At 71.9% G+C, this 20,502-nt stretch carries 17 protein-coding genes; 10 read left to right on the top strand and 7 right to left on the bottom strand.

Annotation, left to right across the window (positions count from 1 at the left end; genetic code table 11):
• Positions 1-158: 158 nt before the first annotated feature.
• From ABZ809_RS21215 to mshC, 3 genes are all read left to right on the top strand, one after another.
• Positions 159-740: a DUF3090 domain-containing protein gene (locus ABZ809_RS21215; RefSeq protein ID WP_357564282.1), complete on the top strand. Its 582-nt coding sequence runs from the start codon at positions 159-161 to the stop codon at positions 738-740.
• A complete protein-coding gene (locus ABZ809_RS21210) occupies positions 737-1,555 on the top strand; it encodes an SCO1664 family protein (protein ID WP_357564281.1) in 819 nt (272 codons plus the stop codon). The genes ABZ809_RS21215 and ABZ809_RS21210 overlap by 4 nt, the downstream gene beginning before the upstream one ends.
• Positions 1,556-1,678: 123 nt before the next feature.
• A complete protein-coding gene (mshC, locus tag ABZ809_RS21205) occupies positions 1,679-2,917 on the top strand; it encodes a cysteine--1-D-myo-inosityl 2-amino-2-deoxy-alpha-D-glucopyranoside ligase (RefSeq protein ID WP_357564280.1) in 1,239 nt (412 codons plus the stop codon).
• A 213-nt stretch (positions 2,918-3,130) separates the two neighbouring features.
• Here the strand turns inward: mshC and ABZ809_RS21200 are convergent, their stop codons facing one another.
• Positions 3,131-3,922 carry a GntR family transcriptional regulator gene (locus ABZ809_RS21200; protein WP_357564279.1) on the bottom strand — a complete coding sequence of 264 codons (792 nt, stop codon included), beginning with the start codon at positions 3,920-3,922 and terminating at the stop codon, positions 3,131-3,133.
• A gap of 128 nt (positions 3,923-4,050) precedes the next feature.
• Complete coding sequence (locus ABZ809_RS21195; RefSeq protein ID WP_357564278.1) at positions 4,051-4,920, bottom strand: PAC2 family protein; 870 nt, start codon at positions 4,918-4,920, stop codon at positions 4,051-4,053.
• Between the two features lie 260 nt (positions 4,921-5,180).
• On the opposite strand from ABZ809_RS21195, the gene metH reads away from it, so the two are divergent.
• From metH to ABZ809_RS21180, 3 genes are all read left to right on the top strand, one after another.
• Positions 5,181-8,696: a methionine synthase gene (gene metH, locus ABZ809_RS21190; protein ID WP_357564277.1), complete on the top strand. Its 3,516-nt coding sequence runs from the start codon at positions 5,181-5,183 to the stop codon at positions 8,694-8,696.
• 71 nt (positions 8,697-8,767) lie between these two features.
• Positions 8,768-9,175: a hypothetical protein gene (locus ABZ809_RS21185; protein ID WP_357564276.1), complete on the top strand. Its 408-nt coding sequence runs from the start codon at positions 8,768-8,770 to the stop codon at positions 9,173-9,175.
• A gap of 57 nt (positions 9,176-9,232) precedes the next feature.
• On the top strand, positions 9,233-9,562 hold the full coding sequence (locus ABZ809_RS21180; RefSeq protein ID WP_357564275.1) for a hypothetical protein: 330 nt from the start codon (positions 9,233-9,235) through the stop codon (positions 9,560-9,562).
• 736 nt (positions 9,563-10,298) lie between these two features.
• On the opposite strand, the gene ABZ809_RS21175 is transcribed toward ABZ809_RS21180, so the two are convergent.
• A complete protein-coding gene (locus tag ABZ809_RS21175) occupies positions 10,299-12,749 on the bottom strand; it encodes a low temperature requirement protein A (protein WP_357564274.1) in 2,451 nt (816 codons plus the stop codon).
• 139 nt (positions 12,750-12,888) lie between these two features.
• Between ABZ809_RS21175 and ABZ809_RS21170 the strand changes: the two genes are divergently transcribed.
• A complete protein-coding gene (locus ABZ809_RS21170; protein WP_357564288.1) occupies positions 12,889-13,557 on the top strand; it encodes a M23 family metallopeptidase in 669 nt (222 codons plus the stop codon).
• Positions 13,558-13,576: 19 nt separating this feature from the next.
• On the opposite strand, the gene ABZ809_RS21165 is transcribed toward ABZ809_RS21170, so the two are convergent.
• On the bottom strand, positions 13,577-14,299 hold the full coding sequence (locus ABZ809_RS21165; RefSeq protein ID WP_357564273.1) for a DUF899 domain-containing protein: 723 nt from the start codon (positions 14,297-14,299) through the stop codon (positions 13,577-13,579).
• A 299-nt stretch (positions 14,300-14,598) separates the two neighbouring features.
• Between ABZ809_RS21165 and ABZ809_RS21160 the strand changes: the two genes are divergently transcribed.
• The 3 genes from ABZ809_RS21160 (at position 14,599) to ABZ809_RS21150 (ending at position 18,430) form a co-directional block, all read left to right on the top strand.
• A complete protein-coding gene (locus tag ABZ809_RS21160) occupies positions 14,599-15,222 on the top strand; it encodes an alpha/beta fold hydrolase (RefSeq protein WP_357564287.1) in 624 nt (207 codons plus the stop codon).
• Between the two features lie 288 nt (positions 15,223-15,510).
• Positions 15,511-17,109, top strand: a complete 1,599-nt coding sequence (locus tag ABZ809_RS21155) for a beta-1,3-glucanase family protein (RefSeq protein ID WP_357564272.1) — start codon at positions 15,511-15,513, stop codon at positions 17,107-17,109.
• Positions 17,110-17,293: 184 nt separating this feature from the next.
• On the top strand, positions 17,294-18,430 hold the full coding sequence (locus ABZ809_RS21150) for a CoA transferase (protein ID WP_357564271.1): 1,137 nt from the start codon (positions 17,294-17,296) through the stop codon (positions 18,428-18,430).
• Positions 18,431-18,454: 24 nt separating this feature from the next.
• Here the strand turns inward: ABZ809_RS21150 and ABZ809_RS21145 are convergent, their stop codons facing one another.
• The 3 genes from ABZ809_RS21145 to ABZ809_RS21135 all read right to left on the bottom strand — a co-directional run bounded on the left by ABZ809_RS21145 (position 18,455) and on the right by ABZ809_RS21135 (position 20,416).
• The gene (locus ABZ809_RS21145) at positions 18,455-19,321 is read right to left on the bottom strand and encodes a MauE/DoxX family redox-associated membrane protein (protein ID WP_357564270.1); all 867 of its coding nucleotides are present in this window, start codon (positions 19,319-19,321) and stop codon (positions 18,455-18,457) included.
• 69 nt (positions 19,322-19,390) lie between these two features.
• On the bottom strand, positions 19,391-19,987 hold the full coding sequence (locus ABZ809_RS21140; RefSeq protein ID WP_357564269.1) for a cell wall protein: 597 nt from the start codon (positions 19,985-19,987) through the stop codon (positions 19,391-19,393).
• Between the two features lie 15 nt (positions 19,988-20,002).
• Positions 20,003-20,416 carry a hypothetical protein gene (locus tag ABZ809_RS21135; RefSeq protein WP_357564268.1) on the bottom strand — a complete coding sequence of 138 codons (414 nt, stop codon included), beginning with the start codon at positions 20,414-20,416 and terminating at the stop codon, positions 20,003-20,005.
• Positions 20,417-20,502: the final 86 nt, after the last annotated feature.

The raw sequence follows: 20,502 nt of genomic DNA, 5'->3' as shown, positions 1-20,502 counted from the left end.
CCCCCCCCCCCCCCCCCCGCCGGCGGCCCGGCCCCCCCCCCCCCGCCGTGGGCCGCCACGCCCGGGCACGGCCGTCCACGGGCCGGGCGCGGCGGGTGCGTGGCGATTAGCGTCAGTGGGGTACGCGGCGTCGTGGCGCGCCGGATAGGGTCGTGGGTATGACCCACCAGGTGCACGCCTTCGAGCCGCCGGAGCGGTTCGTCGCCGGGACTGTCGGGCCGCCGGGGGAGCGCACGTTCTTCCTCCAGGCGCGCGGCGGTGGCCGGCTGGTCAGCGTCGCGCTGGAAAAGGTCCAGGTGTCGTTGCTCGCCGAGAAGCTGGAGGAGCTGCTCTCCGAGGCGCAGCGCCGGTTCGGTGTGGAGCTGCCCCAGACGCTGCCGGCCGTCGGTGACAACGACCCGCTGGACACGCCGGTCGACGAGGAGTTCCGGGTCGGCACGCTCGGGCTGGCGTTCGACGTCGACACCGCGACCGTGGTGATCGAGGCCATCGCCGCAGGTGAGGCCGAGGTCGAGGTCGACCTCGGCGAGCCCGACGACGAGGACGACGTCGACGTCGACGAGGAGCCCGACGACGACCTCGACCGGCTCCGGGTGCGGCTCACTCCGGAGGCCACCCGCCAGTTCATCGAGCGGGCCCGACGGGTGGTCAACGCCGGCCGGCCGCCCTGCCCGCTCTGCGGCCAGCCGTTGGATCCCGCGGGTCACCTCTGCCCACGCCACAACGGCTACCACCGGTGACGTCGTCCGAACTTCAGCCCCGACAGGACGGCGAGGCCGCGCTCCGGTTGCTCCGGGACGGTCAGCTCGACCTGGAGGGGCGGCTCGTCGACGCCTCCAACACCACCCTGCGCGGCATCCTGACCCTCGACGGGGCGACCGCCCGCTGTGTCTACAAGCCGGTGCGGGGCGAGCGTCCGCTGTGGGACTTCCCGGACGGCACGCTGGCCGGCCGGGAGGTCTCGGCGTACGTGGTCTCCCAGGCCACCGGATGGGACCTGGTGCCTCCGACGGTGCTGCGTGACGGCCCGCTCGGGCCGGGATCGTGTCAGCTCTGGATCGACGAACCGCAGGACGCGCAACCCCTGGTCGGGTTCGTGCCGGCCGACGAGCTGCCGCCCCGTTGGTTCCCGATCGCCGCGGCCCGCGACGACGACGGCAGGCCGTACGCGCTGGCCCACGCCGACGACCCGAGGCTGGCCCGGCTCGCGGTGCTCGACGCGGTCATCAACAACGCGGACCGCAAGGGCGGGCACGTGTTGGTCGGCCCGGACGACCGGATCTACGGGGTCGACCACGGGGTGAGCTTCCACGTCGAGGAGAAGCTGCGCACGGTCCTCTGGGGCTGGGCCGGCCGGCAGTTGCCGGCGGACGCCGTGGAGATGCTCGACGCGCTCGCCGGGCAGCTCGCCGGGGCGCTCGGGGCGGAACTTTCCGACCACCTGACTTCCCGCGAGGTCGACGGACTGGCCGGCCGGGTCGACCGGCTGCGGCACAGCGGCCTCTTCCCGCAGCCGTCGCAGGACTGGCCGGCGGTGCCCTGGCCCCCCATGTGACGGCCTCCCGTCCGACCGCCCGCCAGGGTGCCGGTCCGGTCCCGGTGCCCGCTCGCGGCGCTGTCGCGATGATCACTGTGGGCCGGTCCTGCCGTGCCGCGTCGGCTGGTTAGGCTGACGGACATGGACTCTTGGGCGGGACACGAGGTGCCGCGGTTGCCGGGCAGGGGCGGGCCGCTGGTGTTGTTCGACTCGGCGCGACAGGGTGTCCACCCTAGCGATCCGGCCGGCACCGCCACCATGTACGTCTGCGGGATCACCCCGTACGACGCCACCCACCTGGGCCACGCCGCCACCATGATCACATTTGACCTGGTGCAGCGGGTGTGGCGGGACGCCGGCCGGGACGTGCGCTACGTGCAGAACGTCACCGACATCGACGACCCGCTGCTGGAGCGGGCCGAGCGGGACGGTGAGGACTGGAAGGTCCTGGCGATGCGGGAGACCGCGCTGTTCCGGGAGGACATGGAGGCGCTGCGGATCATCCCGCCGGCGCACTACGTCGGTGCGGTCGAGTCCATCCCCGACATCGCCGACCGGGTCCTCGTGCTGCTCAAGGACGGGGCCGCGTACCGCCTGGCGGACGGCACCGGCGACGTCTACTTCGACATCGCCGCCGTGCCCGGGTTCGGCTACGAGTCCAACCTGACCCGTGAGCAGATGCTGGAGATCTTCCCCGAGCGCGGGGGCGACCCGGACCGCCCTGGCAAGCGTGATCCGCTCGACCCGCTGCTGTGGCGGGGTGCCCGCGAGGGCGAGCCGTCCTGGCCGGGCGGCGAACTGGGCACCGGCCGGCCCGGCTGGCACATCGAGTGCACGGTCATCGCGCTCAACCTGCTCGGTGACCGGATCGACGTGCAGGGCGGCGGCAACGACCTGATCTTCCCGCACCACGAGTGCTCCGCCGCGCACGCCGAACGGCTCACCGGCGCCGCGCCGTTCGCCGGCCACTACGTGCACGCCGGCATGATCGGCCTGGACGGCGAGAAGATGTCGAAGTCCCGGGGCAACCTGGTCTTCGTCTCCCGGCTGCGCGCCGACCGGGTCGATCCGATGGCGGTCCGGTTGGCGCTGCTGTCCGGGCACTACCGCACCGACCGCTCCTGGACCGACGAGCTGCTCGCGACCGCGCAGGAGCGGTTGGCCCGCTGGCGGCTGGCCGCCGCCGCGCCGGCCGGCCCGTCGGGCGAGGACTTCCTGGCCGGCGTACGCGCCCGTCTCGCCGACGACCTGGACTCTCCGGGTGCCCTCGCGCTGGCCGACGAGTGGGCCGAGGCGACCCTCGCCGGCACCGCCCCGGACCCGACCGCCCCCGCCCTCTTCGCCACCACCCTCGACGCCCTCCTGGGCCTCCGCCTCTAACCCCACCCTCCCCACCCCCACCCTCCCCACCCCCACCCCCACCCCCGCCCCACCCCACCAGCCCCGCGATCTTGCACTTTCGGCCCCTGAAGTGCGGCTTTTGTGCGCTTTGTGCGGGCGGAAAGTGCAAGATCGACGCAGCGGGGCCGGCCGCGTCGGGCGGGCGGTGGGGCGGGCGGGGAGGGGAGAGGGGAGGGGCAGGCGGGGGGAGGGTCAGGCCAGGGTCAGGCCTGGGTCTGGGTCCGGGTCCGGGGTGGGGGCGGGGATCTTGTACTCCTCGGTCAGTGTGGTGACCGGGCCGGGCCAGGTTGCCTGGGCGACCTCGATCGGCTTGCGGTGACCGTCGTAGGCGACGTGCAGCAGGTGCAGCACCGGGGTGTCAGGGCGGATCTGGAGGATCTCGGCCTCCTCCCGGCTGGGCTGGCGGGCGCTGATCGTGTCGGTGGCGGAGACGTACCGGCGGCCGGTGGCCTCCTCGGCCTCCTGGTAGAGCGGCCGGCCGAACGCCTCGGCGCGCTCCAGGGAGGTGCCGGCGGTGTCGGCGGGCAGGAACCACGAGGCGCCCACCTCGACCGGGGAGTCCTCGGTGCGGACGAGGTGGCGCCGACAGAGCAGTTCGGTGCCGTCGGTCACCCCGAACGCGTCCGCCACCTCGGGCGGGGCGGGGGCCCGGCCGACCGAGACGAGTTGCTGCCGGTACCGCGCGGCCAGGTCGGTGTGGTAGCCGCGGAAGCCGCCGTACCGGCCCCGGGAGAGCCGGTTGAGTCGCCGCCGGGTGCCGCGGACGTACGTCCCCGAGCCGGGCTTGGTGATCAGGATGCCCTCGACCCGCAGCTGGTCGACGGCGCGCTGCACGGTCTGCTTCGCCACGCCGAACAGCTCGGCGATGGCCGGGATGGACGGCAGCCGCTCGCCCGGCCCCCAGTCGCCGCGGCGGATCTGGGCCTTCAGTTGCGCGGCGATCTGCCGGTGCGGGAACTCGGCCGCCCCCGGATTGATCTGCATACCCGCCTCCTCGATCACAGCTAGGTTCCTAGGATGCCGTAGAGGGGGTGACGGCGCCACCCCGGACACGCCAATCGCCGGGCCCGGACGAGAGGACGTCCGGGCCCGGCGATGACGGGTCAGGCCGGCTACCAGGAGCCGGCGGTGGGGCCGGCGGAACCGCCCCGGCGGCGCAGGTACTTCTCGAACTCCTGGGCGATCTCGTCACCGGTCAGCGGGGTGATGCCCGCGTCGCCGACACGTTCCTCCAGCTCGCGTACGTACTCGCCGAGCTCGGCGTCCTGCTCGGCGGCGCTGCGTACCCGCTGCTCCCACTCGGCGGCCTCCTCGGCGAGGTCGGCCATCGGCACCGGCAGGTCGAGCACCTCCTCGACGCGGTGCAGCAGGGCGAGGGTGGCCTTCGGGCAGGGCGGGTTGTTGGCGTAGTGCGGCACGTGCACCCAGAACGAGACCGCGTCGACCTCGGCCTTGTTGCACGCGTCGTGCAGCACGCCGACGATCCCGGTCGGCCCGTCGTAGCGGGTGGGGGTGAGCTGGTAACGCTGGGCGGCCTCCGCGTCGGAGGCACTGCCGCTGATCGGCAACGGCCGGGTGTACGGCACGTCGGCCAGCAGCGCGCCGAGCACCACCACCCGCTCCACCTCCAGGCTGTGGCAGATCTCCAGTACCTGCTCGCAGAAGGTGCGCCAGCGCATGCTCGGCTCGATGCCCCGGATCAGCACGACGTCCCGCTCGGTGCCCTCGGGGCTGGCCACCATGAAGCGCGTCGTCGGCCACTCCACCCGGCGGGTCTCGCCCTCGGCCATGGTGATGGTGGGGCGGCTGACCTGGAAGTCGTAGAAGTCCTCCGGGTCCAGCTCGGCGACCTGCCGGGCCTGCCACACCTGCTCCAGGTGCTCGACAGCGGCGGTGGACGCGTCGGCGGCGTCGTTCCAGCCCTCGAACGCGGCGATCGCCACGGGGGACCGCAGCACCGGCAGTCCGTCGAACTCCGTCACGCCGTCACCTCACCCTGCTCGTCGGGGCGGCACCGGGGCCGGACCCGGTCGTCCGCCCGCCGGGCGTGGTGCTGTCGCTGTAGTCCTTCACGTCCGCCAGCCTACGTGTCGGGGCGGGATGCGGCCCGTCGGCCGCGCCGGTGGTGCCCGGCGACGGCCGGCCATACCACGATGAACCGGACAGCGTGATCCCGGCGACAGAATGTGGGAAGGCACGTGCGGTGGAATCGGTCGGGTCGCAACCGCACTAACCTGATCCTGTGCGCACCTCATTGCTCGACGTACTGGCAGACCGGATCCTCATCGCCGACGGCGCCATGGGCACGATGCTGCAGGCGGCCGACCTCACCCTGGACGACTTCGAGGGCTACGAGGGCTGCAACGAGGTCCTCAACGTCACCCGGCCGGACGTGGTGCGTGGGGTGCACGAGGCGTACCTGGCCGCCGGTGCGGACTGCGTCGAGACCAACACCTTCGGCGCCAACCTGGCCAACCTGGGTGAGTACGACATCCAGCACCGCATCCGCGAGCTCTCCGAGGCCGGGGCCCGCCTCGCCCGGGAGGCGGCCGACGCGTACGCCACCCCGGAGCGGCCCCGCTTCGTGCTGGGCTCGATCGGCCCGGGCACCAAGCTGCCCACCCTGGGGCACGCCGCCTACGCGACCCTGCGCGACGCCTACCAGGAGAACGCCGAAGGCCTGATCGAGGGCGGGTCGGACGCGCTGATCGTGGAGACCTGCCAGGACCTGCTCCAGGTCAAGGCGGCCGTGGTCGGCTCGAAGCGGGCCATGGCCCGGCTCGGCCGGACGGTGCCGATCATCTGTCACGTGGCGGTGGAGACCACCGGCACCATGCTGGTGGGCAGCGAGATCGGGGCGGCGCTGGCGGCCATCGAGCCGCTGGGGGTGGACCTGATCGGGCTGAACTGCTCGACGGGGCCGGCCGAGATGGGCGAGCACCTGCGCTACCTGTCCCAGCACTCCCGGATCCCGCTCTCGGTAATGCCGAACGCGGGCCTGCCGGTGCTGACCTCGGACGGGGCGTACTTCCCGCTGACGCCCGTGGAGTTGGCCGACGCGCTGCACCGGTTCGTCACCGAGTACGGTGTCTCGCTGGTCGGCGGCTGCTGCGGCACCACCCCGGAGCACATCCGGGTGCTGTCCGAGCGCCTGCACGGCACGAGCCCGGCACCCCGCGAGCCGCGGCACGAGGCCGGCGTCTCGTCGGTCTACCATCCGGTGCCGTTCGCCCAGGACGCCTCCGTGCTGATGGTGGGGGAGCGGACCAACGCCAACGGCTCCAAGGCGTTCCGCGAGGCCATGCTCGCCGGCGACTGGCGGGCCTGCGTGGAGATCGCCCGCAGCCAGGCCCGCGACGGCTCGCACCTGCTGGACCTCTGCGTCGACTACGTCGGGCGCGACGGCACGCAGGACATGCGGGAACTCGCCGGCCGGTTCGCCACCGCCTCCACCCTGCCGATCATGCTGGACTCGACCGAGCCGCCGGTGATCGAGGCGGGGCTGGAGATGCTCGGTGGCCGGTGCGTGGTCAACTCGGTCAACTTCGAGGACGGCGACGGGCCGGAGTCCCGGTACGCCCGGGTGATGCCCGTCGTCAAGGAGCACGGCGCTGCGGTCGTGGCGCTGCTCATCGACGAGGAGGGGCAGGCGCGGACGGCCGAGTGGAAGGTGCGGGTCGCGGCCCGGCTGGTCGACGACCTCACCGGCCGGTGGGGGATGGACCGCTCGGACATCCTGATCGACGCGCTGACCTTCCCGATCGCCACCGGACAGGAGGAGACCCGGCGCGACGGCATCGAGACGATCGAGGCGATCCGGGAGATCGCCGGCCGCTACCCGGGCGTCAACTTCACCCTCGGCATCTCGAACGTCTCCTTCGGGCTCAACCCGGCTGCCCGGCAGGTGCTCAACTCGGTCTTCCTGCACGAGTGTCAGCAGGCTGGCCTGACCAGCGCCATCGTGCACGCCAGCAAGATCCTGCCGTTCAACAAGATTCCCGACGAGCAGCGGGAGGTGGCGCTGGACCTCGTCTACGACCGACGTCGTGAGGGCTACGACCCGGTGCAGAAGTTCATCGAGATCTTCGAGGGCGTGGACGCCGCGTCGGCCCGGGCCGGGCGGGCGGAGGAGTTGGCCGCGCTGCCCCTGGAGGAACGGCTCAAGCGGCGGATCATCGACGGGGAGCGCAACGGCCTGGAGGCCGACCTGGACGAGGCGATGACGCGGGGGCGCAGCCCACTGTCGATCATCAACGACATCCTGCTCGACGGCATGAAGGTCGTCGGCGAGCTGTTCGGCTCGGGCCAGATGCAGTTGCCGTTCGTGCTCCAGTCCGCCGAGGTGATGAAGACCGCGGTGGCGTACCTGGAGCCGCACATGGAGACCGCCGAGGACGGCGGCAAGGGCCGTATCGTGCTGGCCACGGTGCGGGGCGACGTGCACGACATCGGCAAGAACCTGGTCGACATCATCCTGTCCAACAACGGCTACGAGGTCGTCAACATCGGCATCAAGCAGCCGATCAGCGCGATCCTGGAGGCCGCCGAGCAGCACCGCGCCGACGCGATCGGCATGTCGGGCCTGCTGGTCAAGAGCACCGTGATCATGAAGGAGAACCTCGCCGAGATGGCCGCGCGCGGGGTCGCGGAGCGCTGGCCGGTGCTGCTGGGCGGGGCGGCGCTGACCCGGGCGTACGTCGAGGACGACCTGCGGTCGATGTTCCCCGGCCAGGTGCACTACGCCCGCGACGCGTTCGAGGGACTGTCCCTGATGGACCGCGTGATGACCGCCAAGCGCGGCGGGGCGCCGGTCGTCGACGCGGAGCGGGAGGCGGCCCTGGCGGCCCGGCGGGCGCGCCGCGAGCGGCAGCGGGCGGTCGTCACCGAGTCGCTGCCGGAGCTGGACGACGCCTCGGTCCGTTCCGACGTGGCCACCGACGTCGAGGTGCCCACCCCGCCGTTCCTGGGCACCCGGGTGGTCAAGGGTGTGCCGCTGGCCGACTACGCGGCGCTGCTCGACGAGCGGGCCACCTTCCTCGGGCAGTGGGGCCTGCGGGGCGCCCGTGGCGGGCAGGGGCCGTCCTACGAGGAACTCGTGGAGACCGAGGGCCGGCCCCGGCTGCGCTACTGGCTGGACCGGCTGATCGCCGACCAGGTGCTGGAGGCGGCCGTGGTGTACGGCTACTTCCCCGCGTACGCCGAAGGCAACGACCTGGTGGTGCTGGACGAGAACGGGCACGCGGAGCGGGCCCGGTTCTCCTTCCCCCGGCAGCGGCAGGAGCGGCGGCTCTGCCTGGCCGACTTCTTCCGCCCGCGCGGCGACGAGCTGGACGTGGTGGCGTTGCAACTGGTCACCGTGGGGCAGCCGATCAGCGAGTACACCGCGAAGATGTTCGCCCGCAACGAGTACCGCGACTACCTGGAGGTGCACGGGCTGTCCGTGCAGCTCACCGAGGCCCTCGCGGAGTACTGGCACCGACGGATCCGGTCCGAGCTGACCCTCCCGGGCGGCCGTACGGTGGCCGACGCCGATCCGGCGGACCTGGCGGGTCTGCTGCGCACCGACTTCCGGGGCTGCCGGTACGCGTTCGGCTACCCGGCCTGCCCCGACCTGGAGGACCGGGCGAAGGTCGTGGAGCTGCTGGGTGCGGAGCGGATCGGCGTGCAGCTGTCGGAGGAGTTCCAGCTCATCCCGGAGCAGGCGACGGACGCGATCGTGGTGCACCACCCGGAGGCGAGCTACTTCAACGCCAAGTGACCGGCTCAAGTGCTCTGACCAGCATGTCCACCACCGGCGATGGTGGACGGGATGGCAGGCAGGATGCCAGGATGTCGCGGCCGGTGATCTTCGACCTCTTCCACACCCTGGTCCACGGTGCCGACGAGGAGCGTGATCGGGTGGTCGGCGAGATGGCGGTCATGGTCGGGGTGGCTCCGGCGGCGCTGGTCGCCGCGTACCACGCCACCTGGCGAGACCGGCTGGTCCGGTGGGATGTGGAGGAAACCGTCCGCAACCTCGCCGGGCGCCTCGGCGGCACACCTACCGACGATCAGGTGGAACGGGCCGGTGAACATCGGCGAGCCCTCGGGCGCCGGGTACTCGACAGTGTCTCGACCGCGACCCTGGACGTGCTCGACGCGCTACGCGACGACGGGCACCGTCTGGCCCTGATCAGCAACGCCACCTCGGACACTGCCGAGCTGGCCGACCCAACTCCTACTTCGACGTCTGGGTGAAGTCGTCCTTGGTCACGCGACCCGCTCTTGTGCCCTGAGCCGGGTCATCATCGCTCGATGGCTGAAGCTCTCGTCGAGATTCACGTTCCGCTCCTGGCGGCGGGCGGTCTCTCCGATGACGACTACCAGTTCCCCTGGATCGAGGACATCGAAGACTTCCTCGTTGACCTGGAGGAGCGCGGGGAGGTGGAGGTCTACGACGACGGGGAAGAGTGGGAGGGTGTCTACATCTTCTTCATCAGCGGTGCGGACGTGGCGGCCCTGTTGGCTGTCGCCTCCCGAGTCGGGAAGCTACAAAGGGTTCCACGCGGGGCCTTTGCCGTCGTCACGGATGTCGATGCGGACGGGTATGGCCAGGGGCGGCGGGTGGCCCTTGCGTCGTTCTGACGCCGGCTGCCTGCCTGGCTGGGGGACTAGCTGAGTGGCAACCGGGACCGACGGCGGCGGACAACCGTGTCACCCGATCGTCCGGCGCCCGCGACCGCGCCGCTCCGCTCACGGCGTCACTTTGAGTGACATCCTTCGCCCGTAACCCATCACCCTCTCCGGCACTTTGCTCTGCAGCCATGGACGCACCAGTTACGGTACGTGGCATCGTGGGTGACGAGCGCCGCCGGGCGGCCCGGATGATATGGCAGGTGAACCGCATGGTGCGTCCGTGGCTGCAGAGCAAAGGGCATGTTTGGACACCTTGCCGCTCGAAGCCGAGCGTCACAATCCGTCACGCGCGCAGTGGTAGCTCTCCGTGACTATCGCCGGGTGGTGCGGACCCACACCGTGACACCGCGTCCCGCTGACACGCGGATCTGACCGGTTGGCGCGTCGACGACCGGTCAGTGCCAGTTGTGGAAGCTGAGCGCCCGGCAGACCAGGACCGTTCTGCCGGTACGGGCGGACAACTCCTCGGCGTCACGCAGCGCGAAGCGTACGGGCCAGCGCGCGCCGAGCCTCAGATGGCGTCTCGTGCCTGTGGCCGGCAGGAGCAGTTAATAGGGCTGTAGCGGGCCCGGCGCGGCGGGCGTGGCAGGCCCATCCGGCCACAGCCGCAGTCGGCGCCCCCCATGGAACAGCGCGATCCGTTCCAGCATGCTCAGGGTGGTGTAGCCCATCGGTGATGGGGACGCTACCCGGGGCCGCCTGACTGTTCAGCGAGGTCGTGCGGTGCGACGCCGCGCAGCGGGGTGGTCGTGGCGACCGCAACGGCGACCGTCGCGAGCAGCGCCAGCGTCGCGATGCTGGGCAGCGCGGTGGTGGCCGGCGCGGCGAGCACCACCACCAGCAGGCCGAGCAGCCGGCGCCGGCAGAAGGCGCCTTCGGCGAGCCGCCAGATCAGCTGGTCGCCGACGAGGAACACGGACACCCCGCCGTAGAGGGCGGCGTGTCCCAGCGACTCCAACGGTGTGGCCGGCCGTTCCGCCACCTGCGCCAGCGTCGTGGTCAGGCCGAGGGCGACCAGGATCAGCCCGGCGACGATCAGCAGGTGCAGGTAGGTGTAGGCGTCCCGGCCCAGGGTCGCCCCGCGCGGGCTGGCCGACACCTGGGACATGCGCCGGTGGAGCACGCGGTCGGTGCCGACATAGGTCCACCACAGGGCGGCGAGCAGGGTGACGGTCAATGCGACGGCGAACAGGACGGCCAGTGAGATCGGGGTGTCGGCCAGCGCGACCCCGGTGGAGATGAACCCCTGGGCGAAGGCGACCAGGACGATGAGGTTGTACCGCTGCGTCCAGTGTTCGAGCGAGCGGATCCGCCAGTTGCCGGGACCGACCAGGTAGCCGCCCACCAGGTCCAGCACCAGCGCGGCCGTCCAGCACGCCGCGCTGAGCGGCGAGATGGCCTCCTCGCTCCGGGGGAAGGTCACTGTCGCGCCCACCAGCAGTGCCAGTGCCGCCGTGCCGGGAATGGCGGCCCGGGCCACGTGGGCCCGCAGCGCGGGGTCGGAGCCCGCGGTCCGCCAGAACGCCACCAGTTGCAGTACCCGGACCGCCACGTAGCAGCTCACGACGATCAGCGGGCCGGGGAGACCGCCGGGGACGCGGCTGAACGCCTGGGGGATGGCGAGGCCGATCACGACGGTCAGCGCGGCAGCCGCCAGCACCGTGATCCGCACCGGAGTGTTGCCGCGGGGCATCACGCCCTCCAGCCAGGCGTACAGGCACCAGGACCACCACAGCAGGACCAGGACGCCGAGCCCCTGGGCCAGCCCCGCCACGGACGGCTGGCGGGTGACCAGGACGGTGATCTGGAGGAACGCGTACACGAAGATCAGATCGAGGAAGAGCCCGTGCGGGCGGACCACCGTCACCCGCCGTACCGTCTCGGCGATCTGCTCGTGCAGCCGGCGGTGCCGGCGCCGGAAGACCGTACGGTCGGCCAGCACGACCGCGCCCATGACGGCGGCGAGGATCGCCAGGGACCCCACCGCGGGCGTCCGCAGCGCCACCGGTACGGCGGCGACGAGCAGCACGATGCCGAGGACCGCACTGCGCCCCACGAGGTCGAAGCCGCGCTTCTCGAACGCCACCAGGCCGAGCAGGTAGAGCAGCACCCCGCCGTAGAGGACGAGCACGCTGCCCGTGTTCCAGTGCGCCGCGGTGCTCACCTCCGTCGCGCTCAGGGCGAGTTTGAGGCCGAGCGCGAACAGGATGAGGCCGCCGATCATCGGCAGATGCGCCAGGGCGTAGGCGTCGCGGCTGACCAGCGACGGGAGGCCACCGAGGGGACGCCGTATCGCCCGTTCGGCGGCGAAGCGGGCGAGGTCGAAATAGGTCCACCACAACACGATCACGACGACGACGCCCAGGGCGGATCCGCCGATCACCGACCAGGTGATCGGCGGATCGCCGACCAGCCCTCGACTGGTGCCGAGTGAGATGATCGTCTCGCCGAGGGCGACGAGCACGATGAGGCTGTGCCGCTCCGCCCAGTGGCTCACCGAACTGAGCCGCCAGTCGCCGGGGCCGATCACCGCCAGACCGGTGTAGTCGACCCCGGTGGCCACGGCGAACAGCACCAGTTGCACGAGGCCCACCGGCGGCCAGGTCGGTAGCAGCGCGGGTAGGGCTGCGGCGGTCAGCAGCAGCGGCGCGCTGAAGAGCAGCGGCAGCCGTCCGCGGCGGGGGAAGACGGGCCGGGCGCCGGCGTTCATCCCGGCGAGGGTGGTGACCGTCAACGGCCCGAGGCGTACCAGGACGAACGCGACGGCGAAGATGAGCGGCCCCCACAGGCCACCCGGTCGGTCCGTGAACGCCGCCGGCAGGGCGACGGCGACCACGAAGATGCAGGCCGCCGCTGCGAACACGACCAGCGGCATGACCCCCCGGTCGAAGCGCACGTTGTTGCCGAGCCAGGCGTACGACGCCCAGCACCGCCACAGCAGCGCGACGACCAGGAACCCCTGGATCAGCCCGACGGCATCGAAGTTCGCCGACATCAGCTCGGTGACGTTGATGAACGCGTAGACGAAGACCAGATCGAGGAACAGCTCCAGGCGCGTCACCTCGCCGGGGCCGGGCTGGACCCGCCGGGACAGCACGGCACGGATCCGCCCGGTCCCCGACGCGCTCCCTGCCACCCGACCACTCTGTCAACCAGCGGGGAGGCGGTGCGGCGGATCGCGCAAGCCCGTACGGGTGGCGAAAGCTCGCGTGTCCCCGGCCCGTGCCGCCCGTGACGCGCCCGTACCGGTGACCGGCGGGTTGCCGGTGTCTGACATGCTCGGGCCGGTGACGACCGGCGACCCCACCAGCCCTCGCAGCCATCGCCGGGTGCGCAGCCGCCGCATCCGGGTCGTGATCGTTTCCGCCGCGGTCGCGGTGGTCCTCGGTGCCGTCGTCTTCGCCGCGGTGGTCGTCGTGCCGCTGGTGCGGCCGCCCGGCCCGCGCCCGCTCTTCCAGCTTCCCGTCGCGTGTGGCGAGACGTGGCAGCTGGGCACGTATCCCGGCCACGACGACTACGACGTCGACCTGTTCCCCACCAAGGGGGCGGCGTGGGGGCAGCCGGTGCTCGCGTCGTACGCCGGCGAGGTCACCGTGGCGGGGATCAACGGTTCTCTGGGCGGCCGGACCCCGGAGAACCCGGACGGGCCGCGCGGGCGCGGTGGCGGCTACTGGGTGAAGATCGACCACGGTGGCCGGTGGGAGACGCAGTACCTGCACCTGCTCGAACCGCCGCTGGTCCGGGTCGGTCAGCGGGTGGCCCAGGGCGAGCAGATCGGGCGGGTCGGCAGCACCGGCAACTCGGGCGCGCCTCACCTGCACTACGAGCAGCGCCGGGGCTGGGAGAAGGTCGAAGCCCACTTCGACGGCGTGCCGTCGGGCATCACCCACGACGACACCGAGTACACCGTCAGGCGTAAGAGCAACAACTGCGCACCCAGGTGACGGCCTTCCCCTGACGGGATCAGCGGCTGCCGGCCGCCTCCGCGCCGTCGGTGTCGTGGAGGGGAAACTCGTTGACGTAGCGTTGCCGGCCCAGCGGCGCGAGGTCCAGGTAGTTGTAGGTGTTCACCAGCAGGTCGAGGCCGCGGCCGTAGGCGGAGTAGGTGTGCAGGACGCGGTCGCCGTCGCGGACGAAGACGCTCACGCCGTGCCCCTCGCCCTTGATGAAGGCGGTGAGGCCCTCCGCCGCCAGGGTCGTGGCGTCCTTGAAGTTGTATTCGACGGGTGCGACGGCAGGGTCGTTGGTGACGCGGAAGTCGTAGTTGAAGTCGCTGCCGTGCGAGGAGTACCAGGGGATGTCCCAGCCCATCCGGGACCGGAATGGATCGGTGGTGGAAAACGGCGCGCGGGACACGACGGCGAGCGCTGTGTCGGCGGAGTGCAGGTGCGCGAGGTGGCCGACGTTGTCGACCACCAGGGAGCAACTCGGGCATCCCTCGGACCACTCCGGGTCGAACATGAAATGGTAGATGATCAGTTGCCGTCTGCCCTCGAACATGTCCGGCAACCGGACGGTGCCGGCCGGGCCCGTGAAGGTGTAGTCCTTCTCGACGGCGACTGCGGGAAGGTGGCGCCGCATGGCGTTGACCTTGTCCCGCAGGCGGGTGAGCTCCTTCTCGTGGTCGAGTAGTTCCTTGCGGGCGTCGAGCCACTTGTCCCGGGACACGACCGTCAGATCAATCATGTGCAAGCCTTTCCGCTGGAACGCCTGAAACATTCTTAGCGGCCGATACGCGATGACGCCACCCTCTCCCCGGTGTCGTGGGATTCCCATTTTCGGTATCCGTTTCGCCAATTCTGCCGGTAAGGAAGGGTCCCTTCCTTGCATCCGGGGGACGTGGACCGGGTCGCGGGCGGCCGGCTGGTTGCTGCGGCGCTATGGTGTGCCACGTGACCGGGTCGGACGTCGGGGAGTTGCGTCGCGTCAGCGTCGGCGGGGTGTCCCTGGCCTACCGCGTCGCGGGCGACCCGGCCGACCCGGCCATGGTGCTGCTGCACGGCCTCGGCAACGACGAACGCGACTGGCGCGGCGTGCTGCCCGCGCTGGCCGGCCGGCACCGGGTGTACGCGCTGGACCTGCGCGGCCACGGCCGCAGCGACCATCCGGGCCGCTACTCGTTCGAGCTGATGCGCGACGACGTCATCGGGTTCCTCGACGCGGTCGACGTCGAGCGGTGTGTGGTGGTGGGCCATTCCATGGGCGGGACGGTGGCGATCCTGCTCGCCGAGGCCGCCCCGCACCGGCTCACCCACCTGATTTTGGAGGACGTGATGGCGCCCCGGCCGGGCGATCTGGACCGGCCGCCCCTGGCGTGGCCGGACACGCCCACACCGTTCGACTTCGCCGCCGTCAACGCCATCCGGGCCCAGCTCGACGACCCCGACCCGGCCTGGTGGGAGCGCACCGAGGACGTCGACGTCCCGACCCTGGTGATCGGCGGCGGTCCGGACAGCCAGATTCCGCAGCACCTGCTCGCCGAGATGGTCGACCGGATGGCCGACGCCGCCCTCGTCACCATTCCGGCCGGCCACGACGTGCACGCCAACCGGCCGGGGGAGTTCCTCGCCGCCGTCGACGCCTTCCTCGCCGCCCGCGCCGTGCGCTGAGTTCCCGTCCGGGCGGGCGCGGCGGACCGGAGCCAGCCGTACCCCAGGACGGCCTGGTCCTTGCCGGAACCACCAGATCCGGGAAGTAGTGGCCTCGCGTTGTCTGGGAGGCCACTACTTCCCGGACCTAGTGCGATCTTGCGGGGCGCTCCTTCTGGGCGGGGTCTCTGACCCCCGTCCGAACGCTCCTGGCGGTCATCGGTGCGCGTCTATTGACAGGCGTCCGGGGCTGGGTCGACTCTGAGAGAGCGCTCTCTCCATCGTCCCGCCACCGCAGGAGGAGTCCCTGTGAAGCTCCGAAGAAGGCTGCTCGCCGCCCTGTCCGCACTGGTCGCCGCCGTCCCGGTGACCGTCGCCGCGTCCCCCGCCCAGGCCGTCGGCCCCGCGCTGCTGCCCGTGACGGTCAGCAACAGCACCGGCCGGGGCGAGGCCGTCCACCTGTACGTGATCGGCACACAGCTCTCCAGCGGCCGCCTCGGCTACGTCAACCAGGCCGGCACCTTCGTACCCTGGTCCGGCGGCCAGATCCCGCCGTCGCCGGCACCCGACGCGTCGATCCCCGGCCCCGGCAACGGCGGCAGCACGACAATCCGGTTCCCCCGCGGCTTCTCGGGCCGCGTCTACTTCTCGTTCGGCGCGAAGCTCAAGTTCTTCCTGACCCCGGACGGCCTGGTGCAGCCCGCGCCGTGGGCGGCCGGCGACGCCAACCGCGACATCCTGTTCGACTGGAGCGAGTTCACCTACAACGACGCCGGGCTGTGGCTGAACAGCTCGCAGGTCGACATGTTCGCGGTGCCGCACGCGGTCACCGTCACCGGCGCCACCGGTGTCACCAAGCGCACCGGTGACGTCGTCGCGGGCGGCCGCAACGCGATCATCGAGGGCATCCGGTCGCAGGCGGGCTGGGCCAACACCGTCCACACCCGCTCCGACGGAACCGTGCTGCGCGTGCTCGCGCCCGGCAAGGCGGCCGGTGCGGGCCTGTTCAGCGCCACCTACCTGGACTCCTACATCGCCTGGGCGTGGAACGCGTACGCGACCAGGACGCTGACCGTGGTGCCGTTCGCCAACCAGCCGAACACCCGCTACTTCGGCCGGACCTCGGGCAACGTGATGACCTTCACCAACAGTGCCGGCCAGGTGGTCGCCTCCTTCAACCGGCCCTCGTCGGCGAGCGTCTGGGGCTGCGACGGCGACCTGCCCGCCCCCAACGACCCGGTCGTCGGCCCGATCTCCCGGACGCTGTGCGCCGCGCTCAACCGGGGCACGCTCGGCACCATCGACACGCAGCCGAGCACCAACGCCGCCGAGTTCTACCGCAACAGCCCGACGAACCACTACGCCCGCGTGATCCACGCCAACATGGTCGACGGCAAGGCGTACGCCTTCGCCTTCGACGACGTCGGTGCCTTCGAGTCGCTGGTCCACGACGGCGACCCCCGCGCCGCGGGCCTGGTCCTGAGCCCCTTCGGGGCGGGCAGCGGCGGGCCGGGCAACCCCGGCGGCGCGGTGCCCGTGCTGAGCACCTGGAACAACAAGTGCATCGACGTGCCGAACTCCAACTTCGTCGACCGTGCCCCGTTGCAGATGTGGGGCTGCAACGGCACCGACGCGCAGAAGTGGACGTTCAGCGGCGAGACGCTGCGCAGCCAGAACAACAAGTGCATGGACGTGGCCGACGGCGCGACCGGCAACGGCGCGCTCGTCCAGCTCTACGCCTGCAACGGCACCGGCGCGCAGCGGTTCGTCCTGAACGCGGCCGGCGAGCTGGTGAACCTCCAGGCCGGCAGGTGCGTGGACATCCGCGACTGGAACAGCGCCGACGGCGCGAGACTCCAGCTCTGGGACTGCGCGGGCAGCGCCAACCAGAAGTGGCGCAAGGGCTGACCCGTCGTCGAGGCGGCCGGGGTGGGGCCCGTCGCACGGCGGGCCCCACCCCGAGGTCAGCACCGGGGCGAGCAATGCCCCTCACGTTCGCTGTGCCATCGTTGTCCTTCCAGCCGCGGCCACCGGGCGGGACGTCCCGGGAGGCCGTGCCACGGCGCGCGCCGCCGACGGGAAGGAAGTGGCGATGGCAGAGCAAGCGTCCGGGCCGCTCAGTGGCGTCGTGGTCGCGGACTTCTCGCGGATCCTCGCCGGGCCCTACGCGACCATGCTGCTCGCCGACCTCGGCGCCGAGGTGATCAAGGTGGAGGGCCCCGGTGGGGACGACACCCGGACCTGGCTGCCGCCGGTCCGGGAGGGAACCTCCACCTACTACCTCGGGGTGAACCGGAACAAGCGGTCCATCGCGCTCGACCTCACCGACCCCGACGACCTTGCCGTCGCCCGGCGACTCGCCCGCCGCGCCGACGTCATGATCCAGAACTTCCGGCCCGGTGGCCTGCGGCGCTTCGGGCTCGACTACGACAGCGTCGTCGCCGTCAACGAGCGGATCGTGTACGCGTCCATCAGCGGCTTCGGCGCCGGTGCCGGCGCGGACCTGCCCGGTTACGACCTCGTGGTGCAGGCCGCGTCCGGCCTGATGAGCCTCACCGGCGAGCCGGACGGCCCGCCGTACAAGGCCGGTGTCGCCGTGTTCGACGTGATCGCGGGCCTGCACGCGGCCGTCGGCGTCCTCGCCGCCCTGCGCCACCGGGAACGGACCGGCGTCGGCCAGCACGTCGAGGTGGACCTGCTCTCCTCCGCGCTGTCCGGCCTGGTCAACCAGACCAGCGGTCACGTGGCCGGCGGTGCGACGCCGTTCCGGATGGGCAACGGGCACCCGAGCCTGTTCCCGTACGAACCGTTTCCCACCGCCGACGGCGAACTCGTCGTCATCGCCGGCAACGACGGCCAGTTCCGGAAGCTGTGCCAGGTGCTCGACCTGCCCGACCTGCCCGACGACCCCCGGTTCCGGCGCAACCAGGAGCGCACGGTCAACCGGGAGGCGCTGCGGCCGATCCTGGTCGCGCGGCTGGTGCGGCGGACCCGGGACGAGTGGTTCCGGGACCTGGTCGCGGCGGGCGTGCCGTGCGCCCCGATCAACACCGTCGCCGGGGGCGTCGACCTGGCCCGGGAACTGGGTCTGGATCCGGTGGTCACCGTCGGGGGTGTGCCCGGCGTCCGGAACCCGATCGGTCTCACCGGCACCCCGCCGCGGTACGACCTGCCGCCGCCCCGGCTCGACGAGCACGGCGACGAGATCCGCGACTGGCTGACCTGCTGACCGGCGTCGCCCGGCCGGCGGACCTCAGGCGGGTGCGACCGGGAGCCGGGGACCGGCGGGTGCCGCCGTGGCGGCCAGGCTGAGCAGGGTGTGCCCGGTGGCGTCGTCGACCACGGCGACCCGTACGGCGTCGGGCTCCCGGTCGGACAGCGGCACGGCGAACACCGCCGTCATCGGTCGACCCTGGTAGCGCCCGGCGTGCCCGACGAAGCGCCAGTCGCCGTCGTCCCAGTGTTCCCGCACGTCCGAGCGGAGCAGCGGCGCCACCCGCCGGTATGCGTCGCTGAGCTGTAGCTGCTGCACGGTGGCCAGCAGCGGCACGCCGGCACTGCCACGCAGCGGGTGGGTCAGCCGGGCACGCAGCCGGCGCAGCGGCAGCAGCCACGCCCGGTCCAACTCGGGTGACAGCACCACCACCGCCGCCACCTCGGCGAGCAGCACGACGCCACCGGCAACCGGTCGGCCGGCGAGCGCGGCCGGCCAACCGTCGATGGCCGTCCAGGCCAGCCCGCCCGCGAGCAGCAGCAGCCCGGCCCGGGCCAGGCTGCGGCCGGTGACGGGGACCGGGGTGGCGCTCAGGCAGCCGCAGGACGACGTCGGGGCGGCTCGGCGGGCGTACCCGAGGTAGGCGAGGAACCCGGCCGCCAGCACGGTCGCGGCGACCGCCTCCAGGCGGAGCACGGGCGGCAGCAGGAGCAGCGTGCCGAGCGTCAACTCGACACCGCCGAGCAGCCGGTACGCGGGTAGCGCCCGGGACTGACCGAGCAGTGGAGCGAGCGCCGACCGGCCGGCCGCCGCGGCGGCATGCCGGCTGACGAGCTTCACCCGGGCGGACCAGATCAGCACCGCGCCGACGACCAGCGGTTGCAGCGCCGCGAGCATGTCGATCATGGATTCTCCATCGGATTGGTCCGGCGGCGGTCCCGGCGGTCGCGGCAGGGCGCCACCGGGACCTGCGCGCTATGCGGCGGCGTAGACGGTGGCGATGTCGATCTCGTTGGTGTCCGGGTGCCAGGCGCCGAGCACCTGTACGTGCCGGCCGACCCGCAGCAGCGACAGGTCGCTGACCGCGGGGGTGCCGTTGTAGACCGCGGCGGAGCGGTCCGGCACGACGTGCGCGACGATGCGGTGGCCCTTGTGGTCGAGGTGCAGCAGGTTGCGGCCGACCGCGGCGATGTGCGCGTGCAGGTTGACGATGTTGACCCAGACGGAGTCGGCGGCGAGGGTGCCGTCGGGCAGCCGGACGCCGCGGGCGTAGAGCCCGTCGCCGACGGCGATCCGGTCGAAGGTGGTCGGGTGCAGCTTCCAGATGCTCGTGCCGTCGGTGACCCGGATCGAGTGCAGCACGGTGTCCGAGCCGGTCACCAGCAGCATGCTGCCGGAGATCTTGCTGATCCGGCCCTCGGCGAAGTTCGGGTCGGGAGCGCCGGGCTCGATGGTGGCGGCCTCGGCGGCGAAGGCCGCCTCGGGGGCGAGCGAGCCGAGCCCGGTGGCGCCGACCACGCCGCCGAGCGCCGCGGTGGCGAGTAACCGGCGCCGTTGCAGGGTCTGGTGCATGGCGGTCCCCCTCGTTCAGACGCTGTCGACGGAGCAGGGCCGCAGCCCGGTGGTGAGACTGGCGATCGCGCTGTACGCGGCGGGTGTCAGGTCGATGATCCGGTTGCTGCCGCAGGCCGAGCCGCAGCAGGTGCGCTCGCCGCAGAACAGGTCGGTCTGCGGGCCGCAGTCGGCGATGGTGGTGCCGACCCGGGCGCCGTTGCAGAGGTTGGTGGTGTAGTGCCGGAAGCCGCAACCGCGGCGGCTCATGCCGGTGATCCCGCACGCGTGCGGTCGGGTGATGGCCAGGCAGGCGTCCGAGGTGTTCGGCCAGGCGTGCTGGTAGTTGCCGGATGAGCAGGTGCCGCAGGCGCCCCCACCGGCTGTGCCGCAGGGACCCCAGGCGCTGCCGCAGCAGAACCAGGACACCTCGCCGTTCAGTGCTGCCATGGGTGCCTCCTTCCAGTGCTCGATTGACACTTATCAATGCTGATGGGTGATTGTTGTGTCATTAATAATCGAAGTCAATGGATGCC

The sequence above is a fragment of the Micromonospora sp. NPDC047074 genome, from assembly GCF_040643815.1.
In the GTDB taxonomy this organism is placed as follows: domain Bacteria; phylum Actinomycetota; class Actinomycetes; order Mycobacteriales; family Micromonosporaceae; genus Micromonospora.
The sequence above is the reverse complement of the archived record's forward strand: the minus strand, read 5'-3'. Positions and strand labels throughout refer to the sequence as shown.